The organism is Microbacterium sp. GXF7504 (assembly GCF_054798235.1).
In genome coordinates, this window is record NZ_JBSJZI010000002.1 from 138776 (window position 1) to 150679 (window position 11904).

10 protein-coding genes are annotated in these 11904 nt (G+C 72.4%); 5 read left to right on the top strand and 5 right to left on the bottom strand.

Annotated elements, in window-relative coordinates; translation table 11 throughout:
* Positions 1-2 precede the first annotated feature (2 nt).
* The 4 genes from ACWAUO_RS04770 to pepN form a co-directional block, all read right to left on the bottom strand.
* Positions 3-1667, bottom strand: a complete 1665-nt coding sequence (locus ACWAUO_RS04770) for an FAD-binding dehydrogenase (protein WP_460773519.1) — start codon at positions 1665-1667, stop codon at positions 3-5.
* A 37-nt stretch (positions 1668-1704) separates the two neighbouring features.
* The gene (locus tag ACWAUO_RS04775) at positions 1705-2169 is read right to left on the bottom strand and encodes a globin (RefSeq protein ID WP_460773521.1); all 465 of its coding nucleotides are present in this window, start codon (positions 2167-2169) and stop codon (positions 1705-1707) included.
* Complete coding sequence (locus tag ACWAUO_RS04780) at positions 2166-3311, bottom strand: mechanosensitive ion channel family protein (protein ID WP_460773523.1); 1146 nt, start codon at positions 3309-3311, stop codon at positions 2166-2168. The genes ACWAUO_RS04775 and ACWAUO_RS04780 overlap by 4 nt, the downstream gene beginning before the upstream one ends.
* A gap of 68 nt (positions 3312-3379) precedes the next feature.
* Positions 3380-5926 carry an aminopeptidase N gene (pepN, locus tag ACWAUO_RS04785; RefSeq protein ID WP_460773525.1) on the bottom strand — a complete coding sequence of 849 codons (2547 nt, stop codon included), beginning with the start codon at positions 5924-5926 and terminating at the stop codon, positions 3380-3382.
* Positions 5927-6070: 144 nt separating this feature from the next.
* Here pepN and ACWAUO_RS04790 point away from each other — a divergent pair, with 144 nt between their 5' ends.
* Genes ACWAUO_RS04790 through ACWAUO_RS04810 form a run of 5 tightly spaced genes read left to right on the top strand, consistent with a single transcriptional unit; the run spans position 6071 to position 11026 of the window.
* Positions 6071-7279, top strand: a complete 1209-nt coding sequence (locus tag ACWAUO_RS04790; RefSeq protein ID WP_460773527.1) for a ferrochelatase — start codon at positions 6071-6073, stop codon at positions 7277-7279.
* 39 nt (positions 7280-7318) lie between these two features.
* Complete coding sequence (locus tag ACWAUO_RS04795) at positions 7319-7855, top strand: ribose-5-phosphate isomerase (protein WP_460773528.1); 537 nt, start codon at positions 7319-7321, stop codon at positions 7853-7855.
* Positions 7855-8862: an Fpg/Nei family DNA glycosylase gene (locus ACWAUO_RS04800; RefSeq protein WP_460773530.1), complete on the top strand. Its 1008-nt coding sequence runs from the start codon at positions 7855-7857 to the stop codon at positions 8860-8862. Before ACWAUO_RS04795 ends, ACWAUO_RS04800 begins: the two co-directional genes overlap by 1 nt.
* Positions 8863-8891: 29 nt before the next feature.
* Positions 8892-9527 carry an FMN-binding negative transcriptional regulator gene (locus tag ACWAUO_RS04805; protein ID WP_460773531.1) on the top strand — a complete coding sequence of 212 codons (636 nt, stop codon included), beginning with the start codon at positions 8892-8894 and terminating at the stop codon, positions 9525-9527.
* Positions 9524-11026, top strand: coding sequence for an amidohydrolase (locus ACWAUO_RS04810; RefSeq protein WP_460773532.1), 1503 nt, complete (start codon positions 9524-9526; stop codon positions 11024-11026). Before ACWAUO_RS04805 ends, ACWAUO_RS04810 begins: the two co-directional genes overlap by 4 nt.
* Positions 11027-11297: 271 nt before the next feature.
* Here ACWAUO_RS04810 and ACWAUO_RS04815 read toward each other — a convergent pair whose 3' ends face one another.
* Positions 11298-11783, bottom strand: a complete 486-nt coding sequence (locus ACWAUO_RS04815) for a Dps family protein (protein ID WP_460773534.1) — start codon at positions 11781-11783, stop codon at positions 11298-11300.
* Positions 11784-11904 lie beyond the last annotated feature (121 nt).

An 11904-nucleotide genomic window follows, 5' to 3' on the forward strand; every position in this document is an offset into this window, starting at 1 on the left:
CCTCAGGCGTCGCGGCCCCCGGCCCGGCCCGCCGCCCGGCCCGAGAACAGGCACCCCCCGAGGAACGTGCCCTCCAGCGCCCGGTACCCGTGCACGCCGCCGCCGCCGAAGCCGCTCGCCTCCCCGGCCGCGTAGAGGCCGGGTACGGGGGAGCCGTCGGCGCCGAGTGCGCGGCCGTCGAGGTCCGTCTCGATGCCGCCGAGGGTCTTGCGCGTCAGCACGTGCAGCTTCACCGCGATGAGCGGACCGGACGAGGGATCGAGGATGCGGTGCGGCACGGCGGTGCGCACGAGCCGGTCACCGCGGTACGCCCGCGCGGATCGCAGCATCGCGATCTGGGCGTCCTTGGTGAACTCGTTGTCCACCTCCCGGTCGCGCGCCTCGACCTCGGCGCGCACCCGGGCCGGATCCAGCGCGTCGCCGCCCGGGAGCTCCCGCATCCCGGCGATGAGTGCGTCGAGGTCGTCGCGGACGACGAAGTCCTCGCCGTGGTCCAGGAACGCCTGGACGGGGCCCGCGGCCCCCTTGCCCAGCCGCGACTTCACCAGCAGCGGCACGTCCTTGCCGGTGAGGTCGGGGTTCTGCTCGCTGCCGGAGAGGGTGAACTCCTTCTCCACGATCTTCTGGGAGAGCACGAACCAGGAGTGGTCGTGGCCGGTCCGGCGCAGGTGGGCGAGCGTGCCGAGCGTGTCGAAGCCGGGGAACAGCGGCACCGGGAGCCGCGCGCCGGTCGCGTCCAGCCACACCGAGGAGGGGCCGGGCAGGATGCGGATGCCGTGCCCGGGCCACACCGGGTTCCAGTTGCGGATGCCCTCGACGTAGTGCCACATGCGGTCGGCGTTCACGATGCGGGCGCCCGCGGTGGCGGCCGTCGCGAGCATCGCGCCGTCGACGTAGGCCGGGACGCCCGTCACCATCGTCCGCGGCGGTGTCCCGAGGCGCTCCGGCCAGTTGCGCCGGACCAGGTCGTGATTGCCGCCGATGCCGCCCGAGGTCACGACCGTCGCGCCCGCGCGCACCGTGAACGAGCCGACCACCTCCCGCGACGACGGGGCGCCGCGGACCGCGCCGGATGGCGCGAGCACGTCGCCGACGGCGCCGGTGACGGTGCCGTCGGCGGTCGTGAGCTCCCTCACGCGGTGTCGCGGCAGGATCGTCAGGGTACCCTCGGCCTCGGCGGCCTCCAGCGCCGCCTGGAACGGCGCCACCACCCCGGGGCCGGTGCCCCAAGTGATGTGGAACCGCGGGACCGAGTTGCCGGGGCCGAGCGCGGTGTATCCGCCGCGCTCCGCCCAGCCGACGACGGGGAAGAACCGCACACCCTTCTGCCACAGCCAGCTGCGCTTCTCGTGGTGTGCGAAATCGAGGTACGCCTCGGCCCAGCGTCTCGGCCAGGCGTCCTCGGCGCGGTCGAACCCGGCGGTCGCGAACCAGTCCTGCCGGGCGAGGTCCGCGCTGTCGCGGATGCCCATGCGACGCTGCTCGGGGGAGTCGACGAGGAACAGGCCGCCGAACGACCACCATGCCTGCCCGCCGAGGTTCGTGCGCGGCTCCTGGTCGACGACGACCACCCGCTTGCCGTGCGCGGCCGCCTCGGTCGCTGCGACGAGGCCGGCCAGGCCCCAGCCGATCACGAGGACGTCGGCGGCGTGGTGGGCATCGGTCATGGGCGACTCCTTCGTCGTCGGGGGCCCGCGTCGGGGCTCAGTCCGGCCGGTCCGCGGCCCGCAGCGGCAGTGTGCCGGTGTCGCGGCCCGTCGCCGCGGGGCCGATGCCGGCGGGTTCGAACGTGTTCACCATGGCATAGGCCGCCCGCTGCAGGTAGTCCCAGAGGGTGGCTTCGTGCATGGGCGACAACGACAGCGCGTCCACGGCGGTCCGCATGTGACGCAACCACCGGTCGCGTGCGTCGGGGTCGATGTGGAAGGGCGCGTGCCGCATCCGCAACCGGGGGTGCCCGCGCCGCTCGCTGTACGTGCCCGGGCCGCCCCAGTACTGCTCCAGGAAGAGCAGCAGCCGCTCCTTCGCCGGGCCGAGGTCCGCCTCCGGGTACATCGGCTGCAGTACCGGATCGGTGGCGACCCCGTCGTAGAACACCTCGACGAGTCGCTCGAAGACGGGGCGGCCGCCGACCTCCTCGTAGAAGCTGATCGGGCGCTCGTCGCTCATCCCTCGGTCCCTTCGGTGTTCCCGGCTGCGCCGTCGCCGTCAGCCGGCTTCGGTGTCTCGGCCGGCTTCGGCGACTTCGTCTTCGACTTGCCGGAGCGCTTCGGCTTCCACACCGGCTTCTCCGGCACCGCGACCGGGGTCGGGCGCGTCCGGGGCGGGTTGGCGCCGCGGACGCTCTGGGCGCCTTCGTAGCCGCTGAGGATGATGGAGTTCAGCTGGGGCAGGTTGACGCCGAGGTCGTCGATGGCGCGCTTGAGCCGCATCCGCAGTTCGCGCGCCACGTCGTCCTTGGCGTTGGCGCGGGTCTTCATCACGAGCCGGATGACGAGGGCGTCGCCGGAGATCGACTCGAGCCCCCAGATCTCCGGCTGCTCCAGCACCCGCGTGCGCCACTTCGGGTCCTTCGCGAGCGACTTCGCCGCACCGAGCATGGCCTTCTCGACGTCGTCGATCGAGGCGTCGACCGGCACCGCGAGGTCGATGATCACGCGCGACCACCCCTGCGACATGTTGCCGATGCGGGTGATCTCGCCGTTGCGCACGTACCAGAGGGTGCCGTTCACGTCGCGCACGTGCGTGACGCGCACGCTCACGTATTCGACGACGCCGGTCGCGAGCCCGAGGTCCACGACGTCGCCGATGCCGATCTGGTCCTCGGCGACGATGAAGATGCCGTTGAGGACGTCCTTGACGATGTTCTGGGCGCCGAAGCCGAGGCCGGCGCCGATCGCCGCGGTGAGCAGCGCGAACGACCCGAGGATGCTGGAGTCGATGACGTTCACGATGAGGATGATCGCGATGATCACGATCGTGACGTTCATGATGTTGCGCAGGATCGACCCGAGGGTGCGGGTGCGCTGCACGAGCCGGACGCCGGCGAGCGGGGAGCGGTCCAGCGCCTGCGTGTCGTCGACGCGCGCCTTGCTCTTCGCGCCGTTCACGATGCGTTCGACGACGCGGTCGATGACGCGGCGCAGCACCCAGACGGCGAGGAACGCGCCCACGATGATCGCGACGACGCCCAGCGCCTTCCCGCCGAACCGGAGGAAGAACTGCCCGACCTCGGCCCACCAGTCCGGGTTCACGATGGCCGGCGGTTCCGCGGGATCGGTGACCTCCAGGGCGCGGGCGAGGACGTTCATCGCCTCAGCCTAACGACGGATGCCTCGGACCCTGCTGAGTCCGAGGCATCCGTGGCGGTGCGGCGGGGCTACTCCGCGTCGCGCGACTGCGCGTCCAGCGCCCGCTCGACACCGGCGAGGTTCTCGGCGACGAGGCGGCGCAGGGCCGGCGGTGCGTTGAAGTTGGCGGCGAGCCACCCGCGCGTGGCGTCGCGGAGGGCGACGCTCGCGAGCGGTGCCGGGAAGAGCCCCACGATGAGGTAGCTGGCGATCTGGTAGGTGCGCCCCTCCCAGACCGGCAGCAGCATGTCGAAGTACCGCGGCACGAACTCCTCCAGGAGGTCGCGACCCGCCGGGTGCACGAACCCGGCGGCCGCCGAGCGGAGCACCGTGTTGGGGAGGTCGTCGCGCTCGACGAGGCTCGCCCACGCTTCGCGCTTGGCCTCGACGGTCGGGAGGGCGGCCTTGGCCTGTGCGGCGAACTCGCCGCCCTTCGCGGTGTTGTCGGCGGCCAGCGCCGCGTCGATGTCGGCCGCGGTCACCGCGCCGCCGGCGGCGAGCGACACGAGCAGCGCCCACGACAGGTCGGCGTCGATCTCGAGACCCGAGAGCACCGTGTCGCCGTCGCGGAGCGCCCGGACGGTCTCCCAGTGGGCCGGGGTGGTCGCGGCGGACGCGAAGGCGGTGACGAACTGCAGCTGGCTGTCGCTGCCGGCCTCCGCCCCCTGGGCGAGTGCCCACAGGCCGTCGGCGACCTTCCGCCGTGCCTCGTCACGACGCTCGGGCGTGACGTAGGCGTTCGCCGTGAGCTGCAGCTGGCCGAGCGTGGTGCGCACGGTCGTCGACTCGGTCTCGGCGCCGATGTTGCCGAGCACCAGGTCGATGTACGCGGACGGCGACGCCTCCGCATCCCGGGTCTGGTCCCACGCCGCGCCCCACACGAGCGAGCGGGCGAGGGGGTCGCTGATCTTCGACAGGTGCGCGCCCGCCGTCGCGAGCGACCGGTCGTCGAGGCGGATCTTCGTGTAGGCGAGGTCGTCGTCGTTCAGCAGCACGAGGTCGGGCTGCCTCCGGCCGACGAGCTCGGCGACGTCGGTGCGGTCGCCGTCGACGTCGAGCTCCAGGTGGTGCGTGCGCACGAGCGCGTCGCCCTGGAGGTCGTAGAAGCCGACGCCCAGGCGGTGCGGGCGGATGGTCGGGTAGTCCGCCGGTGCCGTCTGGATGATGGAGAACTTCGTGATCGTGCCGTCCGCGGCGGTGTCGATCGACGGGGTCAGCGTGTTCACGCCGGCCGTCTCGAGCCACTTCCTCGCCCAGGCGCCCAGGTCGCGGCCGCTGGTCGCCTCGAGCTCGACGAGCAGATCGCGCAGCTCGGTGTTGCCCCACTGGTGCTTGCGGAAGTACCGGCCCACGCCGGCGAAGAACGCGTCGATCCCGACCCACGCGGCGAGCTGCTTCAGCACCGAACCGCCCTTGGCGTAGGTGATGCCGTCGAAGTTCACCTGGACGTCCTCGAGGTCGTTGATCTCGGCGACGACGGGGTGCGTGGACGGGAGCTGGTCCTGGCGGTACGCCCAGGTCTTCTCCATGGCGTTGAAGGTCGTCCACGCCTCGGTCCACTCGGTGGCCTCGGCGGTGGCGATGGTCGAGGCCCACTCGGCGAACGACTCGTTCAGCCACAGGTCGTTCCACCACTTCATGGTCACCAGGTCGCCGAACCACATGTGGGCGAGCTCGTGCAGGATCGTGACGACGCGGCGCTCCTTGACCGCATCCGTCACCTTGCTGCGGAAGACGTAGGACTCCGTGAAGGTGACCGCGCCCGCGTTCTCCATGGCGCCCGCGTTGAACTCCGGCACGAAGAGCTGGTCGTACTTCGCGAACGGGTAGGGGACGCCGAACTTCTCCTCGAAGTACGCGAAGCCCTGGCGGGTCTTCTCGAAGATGTAGTCGGCGTCGAGGTACTGCCAGAGGCTCTTGCGGCCGAAGACGCCGAGCGGGATGACCCGGCCGGAGGCGCTGGTCAGCTCGGAGTAGGTCGCCTCGTACGGGCCCGCGACGAGGGCGGTGATGTACGAGGAGATGCGTGGGGTCGGCTCGAACGCCCACGTCGCGGTGCCGTCGCCGTGGCGCTCGGGCTCGGGGGTGGGGGAGTTCGACACGACCCGCCACGCCTCGGGTGCGGTGACGGTGAAGCGGAACTCGGCCTTCAGGTCGGGCTGCTCGAACACCGTGAACATGCGGCGGGAGTCGGGCACCTCGAACTGCGAGTACAGGTAGACCTCGCCGTCGACCGGGTCGACGAAGCGGTGCAGGCCCTCGCCGGTGTTCGTGTACAGGCAGTCGGCGTCGACGACGAGCTCGTTCTCGGCGGCGAGGCCGTCCAGCGCGATGCGGGACTCGGCGAACGCGGTCGCCGGGTCGATCTCCCGCCCGTTCAGGCGGATCGAGCGCACCTCGCGGGCGATGAGGTCGATGAACGTCGAGGCGCCCTCGGTCGCGGTGAAGCGCACGGTCGTCGTCGAGCCGAACACCTCCGCACCGCGGGTGAGGTCGAGGACGACGTCGTAGGACTGCGTGTCGACGACGGCACGGCGTTCCTGCGCTTCCAGGCGGGTGAGGTTCTCTCCAGGCACTGCTTCGCTCCCAAGGGGTGATCGGGGATGTGCTGCGCCGGGGCACAGGGCTCGACGGCGTGAGGACCAGCCTATGCCGCCGCCGCCCGCGGGCGGGGGATTCCCAGAGCGCCGGCGCCGGCGTTCCGGTGCGAGGATGGACGGGTGAGCTCCGCTGAAACCACGCCCGCGGCCCCCGACGCCGGCGCCCCCGTCCCGTTCGCCTCACCCGCCGCGGCATCCGGCGCCCCCCACGTGGAGGAACCGGTCGCGTACGACGGCATCCTGCTCGCCGGGTTCGGCGGCCCCGAGGGTCAGGACGACGTCATCCCGTTCCTGCGGAACGTGACCCGCGGTCGCGGCATCCCGGACGAGCGACTCGAGGAGGTGGCCCACCACTACCGGCACTTCGGCGGCGTCAGCCCCATCAACGCGCAGAACCGTGCGCTCAAGGCGGCGCTCGAGACCGAGCTCGCCCGACGCGGCATCGACCTTCCCGTGTACTGGGGCAACCGGAACTGGGCGCCCTACCTGGAGGAGGCGGTGCAGGATGCGGCGTCCGCCGGCGACACGCGCCTGCTCGCCATCGCCACCAGCGCCTACAGCTCCTTCTCGAGCTGCCGCCAGTACCGCGAGGACTTCGCCCGTGTGCTCACCGAGACCGGCCTGGGCGAGACCGTGACGATCGACAAGGTGCGGCAGTTCTTCGACCACCCCGGGTTCGTCTCGGTCTTCCGCGACGGCGTCCGCGACGCGGTCCGCGGCTTCCTCGACGCGGGCGTCGCCCCCGGCCGCATCCGGGTGCTCTTCTCCACCCACAGCATCCCCACCGCCGACGCCCTGCGCTCGGGCCCCCGCGACGTGGACTTCGGACCGGGCGGCGCGTACGCGGCGCAGCACGAGGCCGTCGGCGCGGTCGTCATGGTCGGCGTCGCCGAGGAGATCCCGGCGGCCGCCGAGGTGGGCTGGGAGCTCGTGTACCAGTCCCGCTCCGGCCCCGCGTCGCAGCCGTGGCTCGAGCCGGACGTCTGCGACGTCATCGCCGAGCTCCCCGGCCGGGGGGTCGAGGCCGTCGCGATCGTGCCGCTCGGGTTCGTGAGCGATCACATGGAGGTGCTCTGGGACCTCGACACCGAGGCGCTCGAGGCCGCCGAGGAGGCCGGGCTGAAGGCCGTCCGCACCCCGACCCCCGGCGTCGACCCGGCGTACGTGGCCGGTCTCGTCGACCTCGTCGAGGAGCGCCTGCAGGGCACGCCGGCATCGGCCCGTCCGCACGAGACCTCGCTCGGGCCGTGGTTCGACGTGTGCCGTCCGGCGTGCTGCGAGAACGTGCGCGCCGGCTTCAAGCCCGCGGCCGCCGGCATCGCCCCCTGACCGCGCTCGCCGGCGACGCCGGAATGGGATGATGGATCCATGCGCATCCACATCGCCACCGACCACGCCGGACTCGAGTTCTCCACCCGCCTGCAGCACCACCTCGCGGCTGCCGGACACGAGGTCGTCGACCACGGTCCGCTCGAGTACGACGCGCTCGACGACTACCCGGCGTTCTGCATCCGCGCCGCCCAGGCCGTCGTCCGCGACCAGCAGGCCGGCGTCGGGGCGCTCGGCGTGGTGTTCGGCGGCTCCGGCAATGGCGAGCAGATCGCCGCGAACAAGGTGGCGGGCATCCGTGCCGCGCTGGTGTGGAATCTCGCGACCGCCGAGCTCGCCCGCGAGCACAACGACGCGAACGTGATCGCGATCGGCGCCCGCCAGCACACCTTCGAGGAGGCGGCGAGCTTCATCGACCGCTTCATCGAGACCCCGTTCTCGAACGAGGAGCGGCACGTCCGTCGCATCGGGCAGATCGCCGACTACGAGCGCGACGGCTCGCTGCTGCCCGACCCGCGTGCGGGCGTGGACGTCCTCGCCGCCGACGACAGCGACTTCGACCCGGAAGCGGGCTGATGCCCGAAGGGCACTCCGTCCACCGCATCGCCCGGCAGTTCCAGCGGAACTTCGTCGGGCGTGCGGTCACCGCATCCAGCCCGCAGGGCCGGTTCGCCGAGGGCGCGGCGCTCCTCAGCGGCCGCGAGGCGCTCGAGGCGCGCGCGGTCGGCAAGCAGATGTTCCTCGGGTTCGAGGGCGACCTCTGGCTGCGCGTGCACCTCGGACTCTACGGCGCGTGGGACTTCGCGGGCGAGATCCAGGCCGATCCCACGATCGCCTCGGCCAATGGCCGGATGGGCCAGACCAACCAGCGCGGCACCGTGCTCCCCGACGAGGTGATTCTCGACGACGCGGGGGAGAACTCCCTCACGTCCATCGGTGCACCCCGGAAGACGCGGGTGCACGTGCGGATGTCAGAGCAGACGACCGGGCTGCCGGGCGACGACGGCGCGATCGACTGGCCTCCGCCCGTCATCGGGCAGGTCCGGCTCCGGCTGCTCACCGACGCGACCTGCGCGGACCTCCGCGGCCCGACCGCGTGCGTGCTGCAGACCCCCGACGAGATGCTCGCGACGATCGCGAAGCTGGGGCCCGACCCGCTCGTTGGCGACCCCGCAGAGGGGGAGGAGCGGTTCGTCACGGCGGTCCGCAAGAAGGGCACGCCCATCGGGCTGCTCCTCATGGACCAGAACGTGGTGAGCGGCATCGGCAACGTCTACCGCGCCGAGATGCTGTTCCGCGCCCGGCTGAACCCGCACACGCCCGGGAAACAGGTGCCGGAGGACGTCGCCCGCGAACTGTGGCGCGACTGGGTGCGGCTGCTGAAGATCGGCGTCGAGACCGGCCAGATGATGACGATGGACGACCTCACCCCGGAGCAGTGGCGCGCCGCGATGGCCAGCCGTGACGACCGGCACTGGGTCTACCACCGCGCGGGAGAGCCGTGCCGGGTGTGCGGCACGCACATCGTGCTCGAGGAGATGGGCGCCCGCAAGCTCTACTGGTGCCCGCGCTGCCAGGCATGAGCGGCCGCGCCCCGTCCTAGGCTGGGCGCATGCGACAGAACCCGAGCTTCGCGCTCACCGACGTGGCGGAACTCCGCCGCCTCGTCGAACGCAACCCGTGGGCCACACTCGTCAGCAGCACCCCGGACGGCCTCGTCGCCTCGCACTACGCCGTGCTGCTTGATGCGGACCGCGACGACCTCACGATCGTCGGGCACGTCGGCAAGCCCGACGACCTCATCCACGGGCTGGGCGAGCGCGAGCTCCTCGTCGTCGTGCAGGGCCCGCACGGGTACATCTCCCCGGGCTGGTACGGCGACGGCCCCGCCGTGCCCACCTGGAACTTCGTGTCCGCCCACCTCACCGGCGTCCCGGAGCTGCTGAGCGCGGAGGAGAACCTCCAGGTGCTCGACCGGCTCGTCGCCCGGTTCGAGGAGGGGCGCGACGACCCGCGGATGCTGTGGCGCGCCCCGAACGACGCTGCCTTCGTGGAGCGGCTCGAGCGGGGCACGGTCGGCTTCCGCCTGACCCCGACCAGGGTGGTCGCCAAGCGCAAGCTCAGCCAGAACCGCCCGGCCGAGACCGTCGAGCACATCATCGAACGGCTCGAGGCGTCCGGCCGCGACGCCAACCCCGCCCTCGCCGCCGAGATGCGCCGCGCACTCGACGCCCGGGTTCGTCCGTGATCGCCCGCGGCGAGACGGCGCAGACCGTCACCGGCGTGCGGATCGTCGGGCCGGGCGCGGAGCTCCTGCCCGGCGACGGTCCCTTCGACGTCTTCGTCCGCGACGGGCGGATCGCCGACATCGCACCGGCCGGTGCGCTCCGCCCTCTCGGCCCGGTGCTCACCGGCGACGGGGCGTGGCTGCTGCCCGGGCTCTGGGACCACCACGTGCACGTCACCCCGTGGGCCCTCGCGAGCGAGCGCGTACCGGTCGGCGACGTCGCGTCGGCCGCCGAGGCCGCATCCGTCATGTCCACCGCGCCGGTCCTCACCGACGGTCGCCGCGTCGGCACCGGGTTCCGCGACGCGTTCTGGCCGGACGCCCCGAGCCTTGAGCTCCTGGACGCCGCGACCGGCGAGGTGCCGACGTACCTCGTGAACGCCGACGTGCACAGCGTGTGGCTGAACTCGGCGGCACTGCGCCGCGAGGGCTTCACAGCAGGCGCCGACGGGATGCTGCGGGAGGAGCCCGCGTTCGAGGTCTCCCGACGGCTGAACGCGCTCGACCCGACGCTCGTCGACCCGCTCGTGCAGCGGATGGCGGAGCGGGCCGCCGCGCGCGGCGTCGTCGGGATCGTCGACCTCGACATGACCTGGAACGAGGACGCCTGGCAGCGCCGGGTCGCCGCCGGCTTCGACCTGCTCGCCGTGCGGTACGGCATCTACCCGCAGCACCTCGACCGCGCGATCGCCGCGGGTCTGCGCACCGGTGACGCCCTCGGCGGCGCACCCGACGACCTCGTGCGGGTCGGGGCGCTGAAGGTCATCACGGACGGATCCCTCGGCACCAGGACCGCCGCCTGCAGTCACCCGTACCCGGGGACGCACGACGATCGGGGGCTCCTGACGGTCGGGGCCGAGGAACTCCTCGACCTCATGACGCGCGCGACCGGCGCGGGCATCGCGAGCGCGATCCACGCGATCGGCGACGTCGCCAACACGCAGGCGCTCGACACGTTCGCCGCCACCGGCGCCTGGGGCACGATCGAGCACGCGCAACTCGTCGCGCACGCCGACCTGCCGCGGTTCGCGCGGCTGGACGTGGCGGCGAGCGTGCAGCCGGAGCACGCGCTCGACGACCGCGACCTCACCGACACCGTGTGGGCCGGGCAGACGGCCATGCCCTACCCGCTGCGTTCGCTTCACGCCGCCGGCGCCTCCCTGCGGTTCGGCTCCGACGCCCCGGTGTCGCGCCTGGACCCGTGGGCGGCGATGGCAGGTGCGGTGTTCCGCACCCGGGACGGCCGCGAGCCGTGGCAGGCCGACGAGGCGCTGCCGCTCGAGGTCGCGCTGGCCGCCTCCACCGCGGGCGGCTCGCAGCGGCCCGCGACGGTCGCCGTGGGGGAGCCGGCCGACCTCGTCCTGTGCGCGGCCGACCCGTTCGCGGTGGACGAGGCGGGCCTTCGCGGCATGGCGGTGCGCGCCACGCTGCGTGGCGGCCGCATCCTGCACCTCGCCTGAGCCCCGATGCGCCGAACACGCGCGCGGCGCGCTGCACACAGCGCTCACGTGGCAGTTCGTGCGGTTTCAGTGAGGCGGATGCCGCGGCACCCGCCACCTGAACGCGGACGCGGCGCGGGCACTCAGCGCTCGGGTGGCGGTTCCTGCGGTCTCAGCGCCCGGGATGCAGCGGCAACCGCCACGTGAACGTGCGGGCGGCGCGGGAGCACGCAGCATCCCGAACGCGAAGAGGCCCCCGCCGGAGCGGAGGCCTCTTCGCGGAAGCGGGGGATTACTCGGCGAGGTGGGCCGAGAGGAACCAGCGGTCCTTCTCCAGGCCCTCGCGGATGCCGATGACGACGTCCTGGCTGGTGAGGTCGACCTCGTCCAGGCCGTCGATGGCGGCCTGCACGTCGACGAGCACGGCGTCGATGTCGGCGACGATCGCGCGGATCATGTCCTCCCACTGGGTGAACCCGGCGGGCACCTGCGACGGCTTGGCCTTCGAGGCGACGGTCGACAGGCGGGCGTCGATCGGCAGCCCCAGGGCGACGATGCGCTCGGCGGTCGAGTCGGCCCAGTCACGGGCGTGCTCCACGACCGTGTCGAGCAGTTCGTGGATGGCGATGAAGTTGGCGCCGCGCACGTTCCAGTGCGCCTGCTTGCCGTTGACCTCGAGCGCCTGCAGGCCGATCGTGACCGGGGTGAGGAACTGGGCGGCCGCGGCGGCGACGGTCGGGTCGGCCGCGCTGGCGGGGATCGTGTGGGTGTTCGTCATCTTCGTGCCTCCGTCTCGTGCAGAATCCTCTGCCTGATGGAGTCAACGCTAGCCACCCCCACGCATTCCGCAAGCAAGTTGAGGCTGTGCTAATCAGGCGTTTCCACGGGTGCGGTCGGGC

Bases quoted from the DNA above. Each gene is read 5' to 3' on its own strand.
- ACWAUO_RS04770 (WP_460773519.1), bottom strand. From the start codon at position 1,667: ATGACCGATGCCCACCACGCCGCCGACGTCCTCGTGATCGGCTGGGGC.
- ACWAUO_RS04775 (WP_460773521.1), bottom strand. From the start codon at position 2,169: ATGAGCGACGAGCGCCCGATCAGCTTCTACGAGGAGGTCGGCGGCCGC.
- ACWAUO_RS04780 (WP_460773523.1), bottom strand. From the start codon at position 3,311: ATGAACGTCCTCGCCCGCGCCCTGGAGGTCACCGATCCCGCGGAACCG.
- ACWAUO_RS04795 (WP_460773528.1), top strand. From the start codon at position 7,319: ATGCGCATCCACATCGCCACCGACCACGCCGGACTCGAGTTCTCCACC.
- ACWAUO_RS04800 (WP_460773530.1), top strand. From the start codon at position 7,855: ATGCCCGAAGGGCACTCCGTCCACCGCATCGCCCGGCAGTTCCAGCGG.
- ACWAUO_RS04805 (WP_460773531.1), top strand. From the start codon at position 8,892: ATGCGACAGAACCCGAGCTTCGCGCTCACCGACGTGGCGGAACTCCGC.
- ACWAUO_RS04815 (WP_460773534.1), bottom strand. From the start codon at position 11,783: ATGACGAACACCCACACGATCCCCGCCAGCGCGGCCGACCCGACCGTC.